Consider the following 17173-nt stretch of genomic DNA (forward strand, 5'->3'; position numbering starts at 1 on the left):
ATTGCGCTAACATGAAACTGCTTCGGCTTCTTGAAGACAACGAGTTCTACGCCTTTCTCTTTCACTACAATCTTGGCCGGGCCCAGCAATACAAATTTCCAGACCATTTTTATGAAATTGCTGCTGGCCTTGAACGCGAATTCGGCGAAATAAAAGAGAAGATTGGCGTGAATAATGCGCTAAAAAAGCTGTGCGACGAGTACGAAAGAAACCCGGAAAAGACCCATTTGCATGTGTTTATGCGAATGAAACTTGAAAGAGATCTTGAGCTATGAGTCTAGTTCCAACGGATCTTTTCAGCTTTGAGCGCAAACGCCAGAGCCATGAAATCCGCTACAAAATCGACTACATGTGCGAGCTGCTTGGAGACTATCTTGAGACTCTAATCAGCGCAGAAATTCACTTGCTGACTGTCAAAGTGACGCACGACGATATCAAGATCAGCTTTCAAGTGCCTGACGAAGAACCGTATTACTCATTTATCAGCTTCGGCAATGCGCTAATGTATATGCGAGCAGTCATCAAACGCAGCAGGCGCATCGATCTGCGAGAGAAATACACAGAAAATTTGCTAGCTGCGGAGCTTGGCTTATGACCGTTCAAGACCTTATCGACGCCCTGCTTTTGCTACCAAAAGACTCTGAAATCCTAGTTGATGGCTATGAAAATGGCGTTGATTCCGTGCATGAATTGCAGCAAATCCAGGTCGTGCAGGTGAAGAACCCAGAAGACTTTAATGGCCAATATCAGTTTGAAACTGACTTAAATGATCGTGGATGGCATCTCACGACAGAGCAAAAGCAGGACATTACAGAGACGATTCAGCACGGAAAGCGTATTAATGCCGTGCTAATTCGCGGCAAGAGAGGCTACTTGAGATGACCAGGCTACTGAACTCTGATGAAGCGAAGTTCCTGCTATTTACAATTGAGCACAGGCACAACTCCAAAAAAAAGAAGAAATATTTTGCGGATTACGGGGAGATTAATATCCGTGCTTACTTCGATTTTATTAAGGAATTCGGGTACCACAACACTCTCGATAAGCAGTCTTTCGCTGAGTTTCGCGATGTATTAGCTGATATCTATGTAAAAAACCCAGAACGCCAAGAATACGCCATCTATTTGCGCTCAAAACTTGAAGACGATCTCAATATCTAGCGCAGAAATAGCCAATTCCAATGCCACTGGAGAATGAAATGCTAGTCAGCGCCAAGATTATCTTGATCACGATTACGGCAATTCTGGCCGCCGTGGCGTGCAGCATTATAAGTAGCTATGCATTTTCAGCACAGAAGCGCATCGATAAGCAGGGAGTTTTGGGCTCATGGTTCGACAAGGCCGGGGGTGCCACGACGACTATTGAGCGACATGGTGACAACTACAAGCTGATCTGGATTGCCAGCGGCGGCTATCGTGCTGAATTCCCGCTATCTCGTCGCGGCGACCGGCTAATGAAGAACGATCCACTAGGCATTAGCTACGAGATCAGTGGCGACCGTCTGGATATCTACGACAACACAGGGTTCGTTCGATCTGTAGAGCTGAAGCCTGGCGCTTAGGCAGCCCTGGAGCGCAGCTTTTTGGCACCAAAACCCAGAGCAAAGGCCAGCAATGCCCAGATCGAAACTACGATGCCGTGTGCTAGCCATGTGTAGAAATCCCAGGTTGCTAGGGCCTCACCAACAAAGATGAAGTTGAGCACGTATACGCCGACGAAAAGGGCCAGTAGAACCCACAGGATCTTCGACAGTACGGAGAGCGCAGTTGCCATTATTTGCACCCCGAGTAGTTGTCTTTTAAGAAGTTGTAGAAGATCGAGGCCATTACGTCTGCGCCCTTTCCTTTAGCCTGCACGTACGCAGAAAGCTTCTGAGCCATGGCTGGAGTAGACTCGGCCAGGTCGCAGCGGGTCATTGTGGCTTTGAGCTTGTCGTAGAACGGGGAATTTAGCGCGCCCTCCCAGTCATCACCAGCTGGTGACACGTGATAGAGGGCTCCTTGCATGACGACCTCGGTAGTCGCCTTTCCATAGCCCGTGCGCAGCCCCTCGGTGTACAGCATGCATCCGTCAATGCGCGGGGAGTTGCCTGCTTTGATCGCCTGCACGGCCTGAGCGCACAGCTCTACATAGTCACTGCCGCGCATCAGGACGCGCTCCTGAAGGCCTACGCCCTGGTGTTCGACATACTGCGTAGCGCCAGCTGGTGCAGCAGCAGCGATCAGCACGAGTGCCAGAGTCCTCTTCATACAACGCTCCTTTTCTCAGAAGCGGAGATGATGTCAGGTAGCCACTCACTGCCGCAAGCCTTGCGTTCAAAGCCAGAAAGAGATCTCAGGATCTATCGCAGAAACGCCCTATTCTCCCTCATTTATTATCTCAATCAGTTCGTCCCATAGTTCTCCTTTAATGCAAAACAACGCATCGGGACTCTGCTTTAGCGCGTAGATCTGCATCTCTTTTGTCTGCAAATGGTGCGGAATATGGCGCAGTGCATACCAATCCTGGCGCAAAGCATGCCAGCAAACTGCCTCGATTTTCATTGAATCTGGCAATTCGCGCATGTAATCGATGACGTTAATGGCTTTGTCCATGCTTCTTTTGCGCTCCAGGATCTCCCTCATTATCTCGACGGCGTTCTCTGCTTTTACGTCACGAATGAGCGGATAGCCCTGTGTCCTTATCTTCGCCATGTTTTCTTTAATGGTCTTTTCTTTTGCGTCTTGAGTCATGTAGCTGACCTCATTTTAGATTTGAGCGCAAAACTGTTACTTTATAAAAATAGCAGCCGGATGCCTGTTGAGCAATGTTTGACGGAAAACTGGCTTTGGACATATTCGGGGTTTGGGGAGTAGTTTAAATTGGGACTCAACGAGACTATAGAGCATAACAATAACAACAAGCTAAATTAGCTATGCCTAATGACGAACCTCGTCAGAATAGAAGTCCCTCACGAGGACTTTTTATTGAAATCAAACAGAGCCTCTCAAAGCCAGAAGAACCAAAGCCAAGCACCCCATCAGTCCCTTGTTGTTCGAAACTGTAAAAATTCAAAAAACAACTAAAACTAGTCACTTGTCTATATTTACAACCTCAAGGATGATGGTTAATCTATACATAAGAATTGAGAAGCACTCTACAACAAGAACAGAAAAGGTGACCAACATGTTTAACTCCACTAACAATTCCATCTTCAACACTGCTCGCAAAACCCTTGGTGAAGACATCCTGAATGCCCTGATTATCAAAACCTCCGAAGCCTTGGCTGACGTCAAGATTGAAGGCCGTGGCAATGCCCGCGAGCAGCTGGGTTTGAGTTCAAAAAATGTAGGCCGCGTAATGAAGCTGGCCCGGTTTAAGAAGGTTTCGACGGGTGTTGGTTGCAACAACTACAAGATCATGTTCCCAATCGGTTTTGTAGAGATGCTGAAGCAGGAGATTCTTAGCACGGCAATGGAGTCTTACACCAAGAATCCAAACCGGGAAGTTGCGGAGCTGTTCTTAGATAAGAGCTTCCTGGCGTGATGAAAGACGGGCCAGCTGGGCCCGTTATTTTTCTGGCTTTGAAAAACTCTTACTAAGCCATTTCCATTGAGATTCAAGCTGCGAAGAACTCACCCGGTGCAACAGGCCCCGCATGCCCAGGCACTAAATGGATAAAATCCTTGGGAAAGCGGTTACCTGTCGTTACAGCGCTGTACTTGCCACCGTCACTTATACTTCTACCCAGTGACCATCTTCGTCTAGCTCTACCTCTACCAAGCTATCCAGCTGCGCTTTTGCGCTTTTGTGCTCCGTGTAAAAATAAGGAGACTCGGCAATCCAATTTTCCATTGTATCTACACTGCCAGTCCCCACGCTCATGTACATCGAAGCTTTGTTAGTCATAACCTTATTCTCTTGTGTTTATTGATTTCTTCTCTGAGCCCATGAGCACATTATGGCAATCATCCATTGACAAGTAAACTAGCCAAGTTGTTATTTAGGGGTATATTCCAACTTTTACAGTTTCGAACAACTTTCACTATTACAGGCAACAAACCCCACAACTCCTAACTCCAAATAACGGGACATCCCAGCCCCATTACTCACTTACCCCACATGCTTCATCATTTGCTCAAAACTGTCGCTTTTAATCACGTAGTAGTAGCCCGATTTGCCACCATTGACTTTCTTTGTCTTCAAACCGAGCTGGCTCATGATCTTAGTGATCGCGGCTTGCTTCGCTACCGGGGTGCTGGCTTTGCCGATGCTCAGGCCCTGGCGGATCACTTCCAGGCGCATGGCGTTTAGCTTGTCGAAGAGCTGCGTGCTTTGCTCAGACTTCCACAGTCTTTCCAGCGTCTCTACGGGTACATTGCCTTCGTCGTTAAGCTTGATTTTTACGTCTTTCAGCATACGCTCTACGGCGTCTTTGATCATGCCGTACACCTTGCCTTCGGGGGTGTCAGCGGAGGGCTTCATGAGCTTGCGGAAGCGGTTAATGGCACCCTCGCCTTCGCCCTCTTTCCAGAGCCTGGCACTAGCTTTATCAATGGTGCGGCCAATAACCTCTTCAGCTCGCGAGCGGAGGACTTCGAAGTATTCCTGCTCGTTAGCAGATCCAGCGTCGGCCACATGTGCAACCAGGTCGGCTCCTGCTTTCTTGCTTGCCATTAGCTTCTTAGCTGCGTTTCTGTTTACCGCCTTGCGACCTTGGCTATCAGCTACGAAGCCGAGTAGCGACAGCTCGTCGTTGTGCGCCAATACTTCGACTTTGAAGCCCTGTGCGATCAGCGTTGCTGGCAAACTGTTCTGGATGTGGTCGCGCAGCCAAGCCTCGTCACTCATGTGCTCACGACGGGTCTTCTCGAACGCGGATGGTTTGATGTCAATATCAAGGGCTTCAATAATCGCCGCCTTGGTGACTTCATCCAGATTTGCAGCTTCGATAGCGGCACGAGTCGCTGGGGCATCAGAGCGCACTTCAAACGCTTCCAGCTGCTCTTGCTTGCTGTATTCAGGGGCTTTCATGCCTACGATGAACTGCTTGGCTGTGCGGTCGCGGCGGAGCATCTGAATGGCATCAGAAGGAACCACCTGGCCAGTGAAGAGGCCGAAGTGGCGATTGAAGTGACCGGAAGTGATCGAGAGCGCGGAAGTAATGACTGGGCTGTAGATGACGACCTGGTGAGCCGTCGAATTTGGGTCAGCAATGAAGGCGGCTTGGGCTTCCCACTTTGCGCTCTCAGAAGTGATCACCAAGGCTTCCACACCAGTGCGCTTTTTGATCGCGGCAGCAAGGGCCTTGGCAGCCTTGGCGCCGTCACACGAGACCAGCACGTTTTCGCCGCCAGCGGCAGCTTCGATTACAAGGCCACGCACATGATCGAGATCCCCTGTCTTAACGCTGATGTCGCTGTGATCGCGCTTAATGCTATACAGCGTGTGATCCCAGCCGATCATTTCAACGCAGCGTGCATTGATATCGGCGTCGGCCATAACGACGGTGGGCGCGTTTTTGACAACAAAATCCAGGGCGTTCCAGACAGCTTCGCGGGCTTTAACTTCGCCGCCGAGGACATGGGAAATTACCTGGCTAGCTTCGTCGATGATCACTGTGTCAGCGCTCTCGATGAAATCCTTGAACTTCGCTGCGCTGAGTGAGTTAACAACGATCTTGATGCCCATAGCATTTCTGATGATTTCTGGCGAAGTGCATTCGTCGTAAGAGACCAGGCCGGGGATGCCGTTACAGATGTTTGCGTTGATCGAGCGGCGGTGACTAATTACCAGTACTTTTCTATTGAAGTAAATTGCGTCACGAACAAGAGGTTCGATTACTTCTGACGTTTTGCCGTACCCGGTCGGCAGGTTCAGCAGAAATTTCCCACCGTTTTTGATGTCCTCGAAGATATCTGCCGGGCTTTCAGGGGCTACGGTGTATACATCTTCATAGACAGAAGAGACTCGTTGTGTTCTGCGATACAGCTCAGAATTCATGCGCTCGAGCTTTCGCTCGATGAGGTATTGGCATTCAGCAGCGGAGCGACCAGAGGCTTTTGCCAGCATTTTTGATTTACCGCTGATGTCGCCAGTCAAGAAAGCATCACGTGCTAGCTCATAAGCAGCTTTGTGCATTGCGCGTTCAGAGCTGTCGTTACGAGCGATCAGTATTGCTACGTCGAGCTTGCTCATTTTGTAGATAGAGTCAGCGATGATTGTGCCGTTGATGTCGGCAATTCCTGACGCTGTTTTGTATGCGGCATCAATAGCGTCGGTAACGCAGTCTTTAATGCCGATGATTCTTTTCGCAGAAGAGTAATCAGCGCGGAGTTCTTTAGCTTTTGCTAAAACGTCATCTGACTGTATTGTTGTGTAGCCTTTGATTTCAGTGTTGATAGCGAACATGGTATTCATCTCTTTGTAGTTACAGTCTCTCACAACTGCAAATACAGTATTGCAATGATCCTGCGCACTTTCAATGGCCTTATCTATTGACACTTAGCTAATAAAGGGTATGTAAGTGGGAGTTCAGTGGTGTATATGTGGGAATTCGGTGGGTGCCAAGTGGTGATTCGGTGTAGATAAAAAAATAGCTGGATTTATCAAGCAAGCTTCAAAGCATACGAGTTTCGAAAAACCAGGGGAAACCAACGGCGCAAGATCTGGCGGGTCTCGCTGCGCTATGCAATTGAGTCTACCCCGCGAACCAAAAATCTGCCCTCTTCTATTATTTTTATTATAGAGGCGGAATACGAGTGTAGCCCGTGGACAGATTGCAGGATTCCGGTTAGACAACGCGGCAAGGCTAGCTGTTTCTCCTGGCTTTGAAAAACTCTTAAACAGCGCAGCTAGCTAACTTTGATTATCCGCCCGCCGACATCCACTTTGAAATATTCTTCACTACCTAATCACCACTTGGCACACACCGAATTCCCACATATACACCACTGAATTCCCACTTACATACCATTTATTAACTAAGTGTCAATAGATCAGTGTATTGCATGGATGATATCTCATAGTGATAATAGAAATGTCAGCGAGAGACTGACACCATAATAAAAGGTGACAAGAGATGAAGATCCAATATGCAACCCAATACTCAGCAAGAACGAATACCGTAGCTAATAAAGAAGCGGCCAGTTTCAAAGACTTCTTCGAAAACGAGCTGGCAGACATGCGCGTCAGCGAAATCAAAGATGGCAAAACGTTCATCCCATCAAGCTTCCGCGCTCTAGAAAGAACAGCTGAAAACGTCAAGGCAATCAGCATTGCAGTCTTCGACATCGATCAGAAACCAGAAGACGACATCATCGGCCTCGAAGAAATAGAGGACGTATGCCTTGATCTCGGCTACGAGCACGCTGTCTGCACAAGTTTCTCAAACACAGCTGATTGCCCACGCTTCCGCCTGCTAATCCCGTTCAATCAGCCAGCTTACCCCGAGGAATACCCATTTCTAATGTCGGCCCTGGTAGAGGATTTTGACGACTTCCTAGATGGTCGTTTCTCAAAAGTCCTAGACCGCTGCTGGAAGAACGAAGTGTCGCGCTGCTACTTCACTTTCACTGTGCACCCTGAACGCCTGAATGGCAGCATCAGCTTCTACAACCCCGGCCACCCCGCCGACGTGCTTGACCTCAAGATGCGCCAGTCAACATACGGCCAGGACTTCGACTACGCCCAGCCATCAAAGCCCCGCAAAACAGGAGGCACCGCAGCTGGGGCCAAGGGCCGCTCTTACGAACTCAACCGCCTGCTTGGCGCAATGTTCCGTGGCTCCACAGAAGAGCAGATTGCCAAGCGCCTGCTTGAGCACGACCAAACAACACCAGGCTTCGGATACTTCGCTGACCATGAATACAGCAGAAACAGACCCAGAGCAGGCGAAAACCAAGCCCAGGCATCACTCCGCTCTTGCCGTGCATTCGTTAAATCTCACATCAGCTGGCTGCGTCGCAAGACCCAAACAGACTTCAAAATCGTTAACTGTCGTGGCGAAAACCGGGGCGCAGTGCCTCAGCATGATGCAGTTATCCAGGTCTTTAAGGCTGAACACACGACAAAAAACGGGAAAGAATCCGCAAAATTGAGCTGCAAAATCGTGTCTGGAGACCATGCCGGGGCGATCTTCTGGCATACACTTTTCGGAGCAGGCTACAGCGACAGCGCGATCAAAGTAAGTAAAGAGATGGCCGAGCGTGCTTCAATTGCAACGAAGCAAGAAATTAATAGCATCCAAGATATGATCAAACTGAGCGGAAAAATCGTGAAGGCCCGCATCAAAAGAAGGCCAGGAACTAACGGATTCCCAGACCAGAACGAAATCGGAAATATCTACATCGAGTAATCCGCTAAACCCCTCAAGCCCACCAGCCCCTCACCGTAGGGGCTTTTTCATCAGTGCCCATGCGGCTTCCCGCTCTGAAAGCACTTCACAATGCACCATAATTAGCCTTTGTTTTGACAACAAACAGGCCATGTTTTGCGCTCAAAAATACATATAAATAAGGGTTTTTTGTTGCACACAAGAGATTGCATTGTGCTATTATAAAGGTGTGGTTGGTTAATCACCTTTCCGATCACATCATCTCTTGTTGTTAGCCCCACTGGTTCTCTCACATCCGCCAGCGGGGCTTTTTCTTGCCTGCGAAAAAGTTTATTGGCAAATAATCAATTAATAAGCGGGCTTTGCAGCGTATGCGATTTCTATACTCTGGCGCTCGGTTTTGACCCTGCGTATTGACAACTTGTCAATAGTCGAATGCAAAAAAGTTGTAGACAGCCGTTAACGATTCGATATTATTGACAGCGTTGCAGCGCACCGTGAGAGACGTTGCACGAAGTCGAGATAACAGAGATGAGTACTGCCATTGATTTAGTTTTGATTGATCAAGTTGAACAAGAACGCCGTCGCATTGCTAATGAGATGGGCTTTATGACTGAAGAAATGGTCATATCGCTTACAAAAGCAACATCGAAAACGGTAGAGGACTGGCGCAAAAGGGGCAATGGGCCAGCCCATATCCGCTTCGGAAACGCGTACTTTTATGAGGTTTCTGACGTCAGAGACTACATGAAATCACTCAAAAAGGAGCGCGGAAGGGAAGCAATTTACCGCTCAATTTGATGAAATGTTGAGATATTCCATCAGCGCCTGACGATTTCGCCGCCTTGCTTCGCGCTTTTCAAGGGCGGCATGCACATCTTCCGCATCAATATGAGTGTAGCGCTTAAGCATTTTCCAGTCGCTATGACCTGAAATCACTGCGACTTGATGAATTTGCAGGCCGAGCTCAAACAAAATTCCGATGGCAGAGTGCCGCAAGTCGTGAAAATGCAGGTCTTCGATGCCGCATTTTTTGCAGACCCTCGTAAATGATGAAGATACAGACTTGCTGTTGTAGTTAAAGATCTTTCCTGCTTTTCTGTCTCCCGCATATTTTTCTGCAAGCACCATAGCCCCCTCAAAAAGCGGAACGGTTTGATTATTTCCCTTCTTTTTTTCTGGGTGCTTTCTATCGCGAATCATTACAGTCTTCGCATCCCTTTTGAAATCCTCAATTCTTATCCGGCATATTTCATCTTGCCGCATAGCTGAGTGCAGCGCAAAAAGAATAATGTCCTGCATCGGGATTATTTGCCTTCCTGCTTTCTTCTCGTACTCTGCAAGAATCTCCTCAAGTTCCTCCGTTGTAATCTCCCGTGTTCTTTCTTCACTTCTTGTGTTAAAGCCCCTCTTTTTTAGTTTAGCTCGTACTTTTTTTGCAACTGTCTCATCAACATCGTAGTGCTTGACATCTTTAGCCCAGCTCAGAACAACTCCGATGTATGACAGGTCTCCAGCAATCGTGACGCCGGAAATAATCTCTCCATCCTCATTTCTGTCACGTGATCGCTTGTCTACGAACTGATCAAGCCGCAGCTCTGTCATGTCAGACATCAGCACGCCCTCAAACTCTTCGCTCAGCCGCTTCAGACATGCTGCTTTATTCTTAAGAAATGGACTTACTGCTCCGACTTGTTCTGTGTACTTGCGTATAAAATCAGAGAATGTCGAGCCTGCTGGCGGCGCTGCTTTTCCATTTCTCCTGACTGAATCAATCTTGAGCTCCTGAGCTTTTGCCCAGTTCTCTGCGTCTTTCTTCTTCTTGAACGTTTCACTGAGTGCCTCGCTTCCCCGCTTTCTGATCAATGCGCGCCAGTTCCCGCTGGGTAGCTTAGTGATAGAGGCCATTCGTGTTCACTCCGTGTTCGCTCAGACGTACACTAAATCTACACTGAACACGCACCGCGTGTACACTCCGTGTTCACTAAATACAGTTTTATGGGGTTTTTGTGGAAAATTCTCACTCTCAAGTTACTGATTTTAAAGGGATTTTATCTAGGCGTTTTTCTGTAGCGCCGATGATGGACTGGACGGATCGCCACTGCCGGTTCTTTCTCCGTCAGTTGTCGCGCCATGCCCTGCTCTACACCGAGATGGTCACCACCGGCGCGCTGATCCATGGCGACCGCGAGCGTTTCCTGCGTTACAGCGAGTGCGAACACCCGATTGCCCTGCAGTTGGGCGGCAGCAACCCACAGGACCTGGCGACTTGCGCGAAGATGGCCGAAGAACACGGCTATGACGAAGTGAACCTGAACGTCGGCTGCCCCAGCGACCGGGTGCAGAACAATATGATCGGCGCCTGCCTGATGGGCCATCCGGCGCTGGTAGCCGACTGCGTCAAGGCCATGCAGGACGCCGTGAACATCCCGGTGACGGTCAAGCACCGCATCGGTATCAATGGCCGTGACAGTTACGCCGAGCTGTGCGATTTCGTCGGCCAGGTGCGTGATGCCGGTTGCCGCAGCTTCACTGTGCATGCGCGTATCGCCATCCTCGAAGGCCTGTCGCCGAAGGAAAACCGCGAGATCCCGCCGCTGCGTTACGACGTGGCTGCCCAACTCAAGCAGGACTTCCCCGACCTGGAGATCATCCTCAACGGCGGCATCAAGACCCTTGAGGAATGCGAGCAGCACCTGCAGACCTTCGATGGCGTGATGCTCGGCCGCGAGGCCTATCACAACCCCTATCTGCTGGCGCAGGTGGACAGTCGCCTGTTCGGCGCCGCGGACGCGGGCATTACCCGCATGGACGCCCTGCTCGCACTCAAACCCTACGTCGAACAGCATCTGCGCGAGGGCGGCACCCTGCATCACGTCAGCCGTCACGTGCTGGGCCTGGCTCAAGGCTTCCCAGGTGCGCGGCGCTTCCGCCAGTTGCTGTCGGTGGACATTCACAAGGTGCAAGACCCGCTGGCGCTGCTCGATCAGGCAGCCGAACTGCTACGCGGTCATTGATCCGGCGCGCTCAGACGATAGCGGCTACGCCCCGTCGTCTGCACCAGGCCATTCTCCTCCTGCTGCGCAGCACCTGGCGCACGCTGACCAGCGACAGCGGTTCGCCGGCCTCACTCAATTGCTGGTGGAGTGCGCGCGCGGATATTTCCTGCTCGTCATTGGCGCTGCACAGCGCCTCCACCACCTTGAGCCGGGGCATGCTGAGGCGCAGCCCGGCGGCCTGCAGCCACTCACGGCACTGACGCGTATCCAGGCCTGCGGAAACTGAACGAGAAAGCAGGGTTTGGGTCGACATGTTCGGGCTCCTTGGCAGCTCGTCTACAGTCGGACTCCACCGACTTCGGTACGTTCTCACGTACCGTCATTACTAAAGACGAACGAGCCAGCGAAAAGCGCAGCCCGAAAAGGTAAATTTTGTCAGTGACCCGACCGTTGAGCGCTTGCAGCGCCTCGGGTAAGGTCATGCCATCTGCAACGACAAGGCCTCGTCATGACCTCCAAGCTGGAACAACTCAAGCAGTTCACTACCGTAGTCGCTGACACCGGTGACCTCGACGCCATCGCCCGCCTGCAACCGGTGGATGCCACCACCAACCCCTCGCTGCTGCTCAAGGCGGCGGCCCTACCCCGCTATGCCGATCTGTTGAATCAGGCAGTGAGTGCCGGCAAGGGAGACCTGGGATTGGCCTGCGATCACTTCGCGGTGGCCGTCGGCCAGGAGATCCTCAAGGTCATTCCGGGGCGCATTTCCACCGAAGTCGATGCGCGCCTGTCGTTCGACACCGACGCGACCCTGCGCCGCGCCGAGCGCCTGATCGGCCTTTACGAAAAAGCGGGTATTGGCCGCGATCGCGTACTGATCAAGATAGCTTCGACCTGGGAAGGCATCCGCGCCGCCGAGCAGTTGGAAAAAGCCGGCGTGCAGACCAACCTGACGCTGCTGTTCGCCTTCGCCCAGGCACAGGCCTGCGCCGATGCCGGCATATTCCTCATCTCGCCGTTCGTGGGGCGCATCTACGATTGGTACAAGAAGGCCGAGGGCCGTGATTTCGTAGGCAACGATGATCCTGGCGTGCAATCGGTCACGCGCATCTACGACTACTACAAGGCCAACGGCTACGACACCGTGGTGATGGGGGCAAGCTTCCGCAATCTTGGTCAGATCGAAGCGTTGGCTGGTTGCGACCGCCTGACCATCAGCCCCGACCTGCTGCAGAAACTGGCTGAGGACGATGGCCAACTGAGTCGCCAGCTCGCCCTGGGTGCTAACGGCGAACCTCGCCAGAGCCTCGATGAAGGCGGCTTCCGCTGGGCGCTGAACGAAGACGCCATGGCCACCGAGAAACTGGCCGAAGGCATCCGCCTGTTCGCCCGCGATCAGGAGAAACTCGAAGCCCTGCTGGCCGCCAAGGCCTGAATGACAAAGGGGGCGTCAGCTTGGCTGACGCCCCTTTTCATCGCGAGTTAGAAAGTAGAGCGCGTTGTGCGCACCAACGACTTTCTCGGCAGATATCGGTGCGCGCAGCGCACCCTACGGAAAACAATCGATCAGTGCCGCTCGAGCGCGCTGACCAAATCGTGAAAGGCCTCGCGGTTGGAGTCGTTGAGCCCCATCAGAATGCGGTGCGCTTCCAGCACCTTGGCCTTCACCACCTCTTCGGACTGATCCTGCGAAGGCAGATCATCCAGACAATCCGGGCAGGGAATCGGCCGATCGACGATGTTGAACACCTGATCGAAACCCATGGACTCCAGCAAACGGGTGATGTCGTCGTGAGTGGTGACAACGGTCGGCAACAGGCCCACCTTCTGCCGCGACAGAATGGACAATTTCGCCAGCAAACCGAGAGTCGTGCTGTCGATACTGCGCGTTTCAGTCAAGTCGATGACGATGGCCGAAAAATTCAACGCGGTGAAAATCTTTTCAATCGTGGCATCCAGAGCTGAACACAGCGTCAGACGGACTTCACCGACAAACTTCAGGACGAAGGTTCCATCCTGCTCGGCGAATTGGATGCGACCGGGGCTTATCCCAGGATTCATGCAAGGTTCCTGCTCAACACCAGCAAGGCGATATCATCCGGCATCTCGCCCAGATTGGCCAGACCGAGAACTTGACGCAAACCGCCCAGCGTACCGCCAGCCTGGCTAACCAGTTGTGGCAGCGCCAATTCCTTCTCTTTCAGCGTGTCGCCGGGCAACAGGTCGAGAATGCCGTCGGAGAGCAGGGTCAGGCTGAAAGACTCAGGCAACTGCATCACCAGATCGCCGTATTCGGCTTCTTCGAAAAGGCCGACCGGCAGGCCGCGCCCCTCCAGGTAACGCGCCTGGCCATTCTCGAACAGCACCGGCAATGGCAAATGCCCGCCGATGCTGTAGGTGAGCATGCCGCTCTCCTCGTCGATAACGCCGCCGAGCATGGTCACGTGTTTGCCCAGCTTGCAGTTGATCAGGCCGCGGTTGATGTGGCCGAGCACATCCGAGGGCTTGAACTGCGGCAGCGTACCGCCACGCCGCCACTCGTAGAGCAGGCGCGTGGTCATGAACTTGAGCAGTACGGTGACGAATGCCGAGGACGCCCCATGGCCGGAGACATCGGCCAGATAGAACGCGATGCGGCGCTCGTCGATACGGAAGTAATCGACGAAGTCACCGGAGAGGTACAGCGACGGAATGATCTGGTGCGCGAAGTTCAGGCCATCGGCCTGCCAGGGCGTCACTGGCAGCATGTTCATCTGCACCTGACGGCCAGCATTCTGGTCTTCCTGCAACAGATGCAGGCTGGCCTGGAGCTCACGATTGGTCGCTTCGAGCTTCTCGCGATAGAGCTGGTTCTCGACGCGCAGACGCGCACGGTCCAGCGCGCGACGCACCGAGTGCTCCAGCACCGCCAGGTCTTCGAGAGGTTTGATCAGGTAGTCGGCAGCGCCGAGACGCAGGGCTTCGACGGCATCGTTCATCACGCCGGCGCCGGAAACGACGATCACCGGCACCTCGACACCCAGCGCGTTGATACGTCGAATCAGTTCAAGACCGTCGACCTGCGGCATGCGCAGGTCGCAGATCATCAGGTCGGGGCCTTCCTGCTGGAACACTTCCAGCCCCTGCAAACCGTTGGTGGCCTGCAACACCTTGAAGCCGCTGTCCTCGAGGTAGGCCGCGAGGCTTGCACGTACGACATCGTCGTCGTCGATGATCAGCAGAGTGGCACTGGTTTTGTGCATGGGGTATCCAGGCAAACTGCGCCAGGGCAATTTTGGTCACTGCCCATGGCGCGGCGCCGCATCTATGGCGCCAGGGCGATTTCAAGGGGCAGACGGTACTCCCATCTGCCGGCCGATTCAAGCCGGAACCGGTCGTCGTTCGGCGGCTTTACAGGTCAAATCGACGAGGGTTATAAGAGCCGCGGGAGAGCTCATAAGAAGACGAGGACAGGGTCCATGAGTCAGAATGATCGAGCGTACAGCGAGAAACGCGACTACATCCGCATGCGACTGGAAGCTGCAGTCGTCCTCCATCACGCTGGCCGGGAAATCCCTGCACTGTGCCTGGATCTTTCCAGTACCGGCATACAAATCGAGGCTGAAGCGGCCCTGAGCATGGGCGACAAGGTCAAGGTCCACATCCCTTCAGAGCACAGCGAGCTCGCCGGCCTCGACGCCCAGGCCGAAGTGGTTCGGATCAGCGATCTGGGCGACGGTCGTCAATCGCTGGGCTTGGCAATCATATCCATGAGCTGAAATCTGCATTTACGAAAAAGGCGGATCTAGAGCCGCCTTTTTTGCATCTATCAGGACTTAGAAGTCGTCTTCAACCTGCCCATCTTTCACCTTGAACTCACGGCTCTGCAGGTAGGCGTTGCGGATGAAGATGTACTTGTCGCCGCTGACCAGTCGCTCGGCCTGCAGCAGATTGGCACGGGTGTCGACCACCTGTACGCCACGAGTGACGTTGCGGGTCGGCACATGGTCGATGTACGGATAGGGGGTCAGGAAGCTATCCGGTACACGCCCGGCAGCGTCGCGCACGGTGCTTGGGCCAAGAAACGGGATGACCAGATACGGGCCGCTTTCCAAACCCCAGACACCCAGGGTCTGACCGAAATCTTCGTTGCTCTTCTGCAGGCCCATGTGCTTGGCCACGTCGAAGAAGCCCAGCACACCGAAGGTGGTGTTGAAGATCAGGCGACCGGTATCGACGCCGGCGTTGTGCAACTTGCCCTGCAGCAGGTTGTTGGCCAGGTTGCCAACGTCGCCGATATTGCCGAAGACGTTGTGCACGCCATCTTCGAGAAACTGCGGCGTGACAGCCCGGTAACCCTGGGCGATCGGCTTCAGCGCATAGGTGTCGACGGTATCGTTGAAGCGGAAGATGGGGCGATTGAAACTTTCCCAAGGATCTTCTTCCGAAGCTGCCTGACTCATCGCAGGCAGCAGGCTCAGGCCAACGAGGGCCATCAGGCCACCCAGGCGCGCGATCCAGCGAGCACCGATCACATGCATTTAAATCTCTCCTTGAGGATAATAATGTGGCCACCGCCAGCGGGCCGAATGCCGCGTAGTATAAAGCCTTGAGCCCTGATTGGGAAGCATAGCGAAGAAAAGCGATGACCGACGAAACCTTGCTGCATACAGCACACATCCCCGTACGCTGGGGCGACATGGACAGCTACGGGCACGTCAACAACATCATCTACATGCAGTACCTGGAAGAGGCTCGTGTCGCCTGGTTCGAGCTGGCCGGCGTAGCCTTGAGCAACGTGCCATTCGGTCCGGTGGTACTGCAGACCCAGCACACCTACCTGAAACCGGTGATCCACCCCGCCACCGTGGTGGTGGAACTGCGGGCCGGCGCGGTGGGGCGCAGCAGCCTGGTGATCGCACACCGGCTGACCATCGCCGAAGACCCGCTCACGGTCTACGGTGAGGGTTACTGCAAACTGGTGTGGATCGACCATGAAAGTGGCAAGTCGGTAGCCCTGCCGGAGCATGTACGCGGCCTGTTCAACGTCACCTAGCGGTCACATTACGGTCATCCGTCGGCGTTAGATTGGCCTAGGCCAATGCCACGGATGATCCTATGCCCTCCCCCTGCACTGCCCTGATCTTTCAACTGTCCGGCTGCCTGGTCGACTTCGGCGCCCGCACGCTACCTGTCGCGCTGCAGCGGCTGCATCCCGAGTGCACGCCCCCGAACCTGGCCGGTACGCCGCAACAGGCGCTGGATGCATGGTTAGGCAAGTCGGCAACCAGCGCACAACTGCAGGCGCTGCAACAGGCGCTGAGCGAGGTGGCCGGAGAACATGCCGAACTGACCCCGGGTGCTGCACAGTTGCTGCAAACCCTGCATGCCAACGGCACGCCCTGTGCCTGGCTGGATGACCTGCCAGCCGACGCCAGCCTGCGCCTGGCCGAAGCGCTGCCCACGCCCATCGAAGCGGTGCTGGCGCGTCAGGCCAGGCCGTGGCCGGCGCCGGACAGTTGCTGGCAGGCATTGAGCCAGCTGGACGTCGGGCGCCTGGATGGCTGTGTTGTCGTCAGCGGTAATCCGCTACTGCTGCAAGCCGGGCTCAATGCCGGCTGCTGGACCATCGGCCTGGCGGCCTGCGGGCCACTGTGCGGCTACGCCCTGGCCGACTGGCAGGCACTGGGCGCGAGCGATCAGGAACACCTGCGCGCCGAGGCCACGCTGCAGCTCTATCGTCTGGGCGTGCACTCGGTGGTCGATCATCTGGGAGAAATCGAGGCCAGCCTGGACGATATCGGCGTGCGCCGGAGCAAGGGCGAAAAGCCCTGAGCCTTTGACTCGGATCAGGCAAAGCCGGCCCGCTTGGATTAACCTT

The 17173-nt window shown here is 53.5% G+C and carries 22 protein-coding genes; 13 read left to right on the forward strand and 9 right to left on the reverse strand.

The annotated features are described in order from the left end of the window. The first annotated feature begins 11 nt into the window (after positions 1-11). Genes BLT86_RS08345 through BLT86_RS08365 form a run of 5 tightly spaced genes read left to right on the forward strand, consistent with a single transcriptional unit; the run spans position 12 to position 1561 of the window. Complete coding sequence (locus tag BLT86_RS08345) at positions 12-275, forward strand: hypothetical protein (protein ID WP_021219109.1); 264 nt, start codon at positions 12-14, stop codon at positions 273-275. Beyond that, positions 272-595: a hypothetical protein gene (locus BLT86_RS08350; protein ID WP_021219110.1), complete on the forward strand. Its 324-nt coding sequence runs from the start codon at positions 272-274 to the stop codon at positions 593-595. Before BLT86_RS08345 ends, BLT86_RS08350 begins: the two co-directional genes overlap by 4 nt. Next, complete coding sequence (locus BLT86_RS08355) at positions 592-882, forward strand: hypothetical protein (protein ID WP_021219111.1); 291 nt, start codon at positions 592-594, stop codon at positions 880-882. The genes BLT86_RS08350 and BLT86_RS08355 overlap by 4 nt, the downstream gene beginning before the upstream one ends. Then, positions 879-1160, forward strand: coding sequence for a hypothetical protein (locus BLT86_RS08360; protein ID WP_021219112.1), 282 nt, complete (start codon positions 879-881; stop codon positions 1158-1160). Before BLT86_RS08355 ends, BLT86_RS08360 begins: the two co-directional genes overlap by 4 nt. A 38-nt stretch (positions 1161-1198) precedes the next feature. Next, entirely contained in the window at positions 1199-1561 is a 363-nt protein-coding gene (locus tag BLT86_RS08365) for a hypothetical protein (protein ID WP_092375997.1), read from the forward strand. Here BLT86_RS08365 and BLT86_RS08370 read toward each other — a convergent pair. The 3 genes from BLT86_RS08370 to BLT86_RS08380 form a co-directional block, all read right to left on the reverse strand. Further along, positions 1558-1773, reverse strand: coding sequence for a hypothetical protein (locus BLT86_RS08370; RefSeq protein WP_021219119.1), 216 nt, complete (start codon positions 1771-1773; stop codon positions 1558-1560). The genes BLT86_RS08365 and BLT86_RS08370 overlap by 4 nt on opposite strands. Next, positions 1773-2249, reverse strand: a complete 477-nt coding sequence (locus BLT86_RS08375) for a hypothetical protein (RefSeq protein ID WP_031670396.1) — start codon at positions 2247-2249, stop codon at positions 1773-1775. The genes BLT86_RS08370 and BLT86_RS08375 overlap by 1 nt, the downstream gene beginning before the upstream one ends. Positions 2250-2357: 108 nt before the next feature. Then, a complete protein-coding gene (locus BLT86_RS08380) occupies positions 2358-2732 on the reverse strand; it encodes a hypothetical protein (protein WP_092376000.1) in 375 nt (124 codons plus the stop codon). A gap of 433 nt (positions 2733-3165) precedes the next feature. On the opposite strand from BLT86_RS08380, the gene BLT86_RS08385 reads away from it, so the two are divergent. Then, entirely contained in the window at positions 3166-3525 is a 360-nt protein-coding gene (locus BLT86_RS08385; RefSeq protein ID WP_021219123.1) for a hypothetical protein, read from the forward strand. Between the two features lie 567 nt (positions 3526-4092). Here the strand turns inward: BLT86_RS08385 and BLT86_RS08390 are convergent. Continuing rightward, entirely contained in the window at positions 4093-6390 is a 2298-nt protein-coding gene (locus BLT86_RS08390) for a plasmid replication protein, CyRepA1 family (RefSeq protein ID WP_021219125.1), read from the reverse strand. Positions 6391-7060: 670 nt separating this feature from the next. On the opposite strand from BLT86_RS08390, the gene BLT86_RS08395 reads away from it, so the two are divergent. Together BLT86_RS08395 and BLT86_RS25730 are read left to right on the forward strand one after the other, a co-directional pair. After that, positions 7061-8335, forward strand: a complete 1275-nt coding sequence (locus tag BLT86_RS08395) for a hypothetical protein (RefSeq protein ID WP_092376003.1) — start codon at positions 7061-7063, stop codon at positions 8333-8335. Positions 8336-8845: 510 nt separating this feature from the next. Then, positions 8846-9115 carry a hypothetical protein gene (locus BLT86_RS25730; RefSeq protein WP_128622380.1) on the forward strand — a complete coding sequence of 90 codons (270 nt, stop codon included), beginning with the start codon at positions 8846-8848 and terminating at the stop codon, positions 9113-9115. Here the strand turns inward: BLT86_RS25730 and BLT86_RS08400 are convergent. Then, positions 9107-10222, reverse strand: a complete 1116-nt coding sequence (locus BLT86_RS08400; RefSeq protein WP_023131614.1) for a site-specific integrase — start codon at positions 10220-10222, stop codon at positions 9107-9109. The two genes, BLT86_RS25730 and BLT86_RS08400, sit on opposite strands and share 9 nt — an antisense overlap. 140 nt (positions 10223-10362) lie before the next feature. Between BLT86_RS08400 and dusA the strand changes: the two genes are divergently transcribed. Further along, positions 10363-11331, forward strand: coding sequence for a tRNA dihydrouridine(20/20a) synthase DusA (dusA, locus tag BLT86_RS08405; RefSeq protein WP_269458110.1), 969 nt, complete (start codon positions 10363-10365; stop codon positions 11329-11331). A gap of 10 nt (positions 11332-11341) precedes the next feature. Here the strand turns inward: dusA and BLT86_RS08410 are convergent, their stop codons facing one another. Then, positions 11342-11626, reverse strand: coding sequence for a hypothetical protein (locus BLT86_RS08410; RefSeq protein ID WP_003461360.1), 285 nt, complete (start codon positions 11624-11626; stop codon positions 11342-11344). A 195-nt stretch (positions 11627-11821) separates the two neighbouring features. On the opposite strand from BLT86_RS08410, the gene tal reads away from it, so the two are divergent. Continuing rightward, positions 11822-12748 (forward strand): transaldolase, encoded by a 927-nt coding sequence (gene tal, locus BLT86_RS08415; RefSeq protein ID WP_003461359.1) that lies wholly within the window; start codon positions 11822-11824, stop codon positions 12746-12748. Between the two features lie 131 nt (positions 12749-12879). Here tal and rssC read toward each other — a convergent pair whose 3' ends face one another. Then, a complete protein-coding gene (rssC, locus tag BLT86_RS08420) occupies positions 12880-13362 on the reverse strand; it encodes an anti-sigma factor antagonist RssC (protein WP_026088796.1) in 483 nt (160 codons plus the stop codon). Positions 13363-13370: 8 nt separating this feature from the next. Next, on the reverse strand, positions 13371-14555 hold the full coding sequence (gene rssB, locus BLT86_RS08425; protein WP_092376009.1) for a two-component system response regulator RssB: 1185 nt from the start codon (positions 14553-14555) through the stop codon (positions 13371-13373). A gap of 216 nt (positions 14556-14771) precedes the next feature. Between rssB and BLT86_RS08430 the strand changes: the two genes are divergently transcribed. Continuing rightward, complete coding sequence (locus tag BLT86_RS08430) at positions 14772-15071, forward strand: PilZ domain-containing protein (RefSeq protein ID WP_003461356.1); 300 nt, start codon at positions 14772-14774, stop codon at positions 15069-15071. 57 nt (positions 15072-15128) lie between these two features. Here the strand turns inward: BLT86_RS08430 and BLT86_RS08435 are convergent, their stop codons facing one another. Further along, positions 15129-15833: an MlaA family lipoprotein gene (locus tag BLT86_RS08435; protein ID WP_003461355.1), complete on the reverse strand. Its 705-nt coding sequence runs from the start codon at positions 15831-15833 to the stop codon at positions 15129-15131. A 104-nt stretch (positions 15834-15937) separates the two neighbouring features. Between BLT86_RS08435 and BLT86_RS08440 the strand changes: the two genes are divergently transcribed. Both BLT86_RS08440 and BLT86_RS08445 read left to right on the forward strand, forming a co-directional pair. Further along, positions 15938-16348, forward strand: coding sequence for an acyl-CoA thioesterase (locus tag BLT86_RS08440; protein ID WP_092376012.1), 411 nt, complete (start codon positions 15938-15940; stop codon positions 16346-16348). Between the two features lie 62 nt (positions 16349-16410). Then, positions 16411-17127 (forward strand): phosphatase, encoded by a 717-nt coding sequence (locus tag BLT86_RS08445; protein WP_092376016.1) that lies wholly within the window; start codon positions 16411-16413, stop codon positions 17125-17127. The last annotated feature ends 46 nt before the right edge of the window (positions 17128-17173 follow it).

Origin of the sequence: Pseudomonas sihuiensis (assembly GCF_900106015.1) — a bacterium.
GTDB lineage: Bacteria > Pseudomonadota > Gammaproteobacteria > Pseudomonadales > Pseudomonadaceae > Aquipseudomonas > Aquipseudomonas sihuiensis.

Bases quoted from the DNA above. Each gene is read 5' to 3' on its own strand.
- BLT86_RS08375 (WP_031670396.1), bottom strand. From the start codon at position 2,249: ATGAAGAGGACTCTGGCACTCGTGCTGATCGCTGCTGCTGCACCAGCT.
- BLT86_RS08430 (WP_003461356.1), top strand. From the start codon at position 14,772: ATGAGTCAGAATGATCGAGCGTACAGCGAGAAACGCGACTACATCCGC.
- BLT86_RS08380 (WP_092376000.1), bottom strand. From the start codon at position 2,732: ATGACTCAAGACGCAAAAGAAAAGACCATTAAAGAAAACATGGCGAAG.
- BLT86_RS25730 (WP_128622380.1), top strand. From the start codon at position 8,846: ATGAGTACTGCCATTGATTTAGTTTTGATTGATCAAGTTGAACAAGAA.
- BLT86_RS08445 (WP_092376016.1), top strand. From the start codon at position 16,411: ATGCCCTCCCCCTGCACTGCCCTGATCTTTCAACTGTCCGGCTGCCTG.
- BLT86_RS08390 (WP_021219125.1), bottom strand. From the start codon at position 6,390: ATGTTCGCTATCAACACTGAAATCAAAGGCTACACAACAATACAGTCA.
- tal (WP_003461359.1), top strand. From the start codon at position 11,822: ATGACCTCCAAGCTGGAACAACTCAAGCAGTTCACTACCGTAGTCGCT.
- BLT86_RS08410 (WP_003461360.1), bottom strand. From the start codon at position 11,626: ATGTCGACCCAAACCCTGCTTTCTCGTTCAGTTTCCGCAGGCCTGGAT.
- BLT86_RS08360 (WP_021219112.1), top strand. From the start codon at position 879: ATGACCAGGCTACTGAACTCTGATGAAGCGAAGTTCCTGCTATTTACA.
- BLT86_RS08400 (WP_023131614.1), bottom strand. From the start codon at position 10,222: ATGGCCTCTATCACTAAGCTACCCAGCGGGAACTGGCGCGCATTGATC.
- BLT86_RS08440 (WP_092376012.1), top strand. From the start codon at position 15,938: ATGACCGACGAAACCTTGCTGCATACAGCACACATCCCCGTACGCTGG.
- BLT86_RS08355 (WP_021219111.1), top strand. From the start codon at position 592: ATGACCGTTCAAGACCTTATCGACGCCCTGCTTTTGCTACCAAAAGAC.
- BLT86_RS08365 (WP_092375997.1), top strand. From the start codon at position 1,199: ATGCTAGTCAGCGCCAAGATTATCTTGATCACGATTACGGCAATTCTG.
- rssB (WP_092376009.1), bottom strand. From the start codon at position 14,555: ATGCACAAAACCAGTGCCACTCTGCTGATCATCGACGACGACGATGTC.
- BLT86_RS08385 (WP_021219123.1), top strand. From the start codon at position 3,166: ATGTTTAACTCCACTAACAATTCCATCTTCAACACTGCTCGCAAAACC.
- BLT86_RS08435 (WP_003461355.1), bottom strand. From the start codon at position 15,833: ATGCATGTGATCGGTGCTCGCTGGATCGCGCGCCTGGGTGGCCTGATG.
- BLT86_RS08345 (WP_021219109.1), top strand. From the start codon at position 12: ATGAAACTGCTTCGGCTTCTTGAAGACAACGAGTTCTACGCCTTTCTC.
- BLT86_RS08370 (WP_021219119.1), bottom strand. From the start codon at position 1,773: ATGGCAACTGCGCTCTCCGTACTGTCGAAGATCCTGTGGGTTCTACTG.
- BLT86_RS08395 (WP_092376003.1), top strand. From the start codon at position 7,061: ATGAAGATCCAATATGCAACCCAATACTCAGCAAGAACGAATACCGTA.
- BLT86_RS08350 (WP_021219110.1), top strand. From the start codon at position 272: ATGAGTCTAGTTCCAACGGATCTTTTCAGCTTTGAGCGCAAACGCCAG.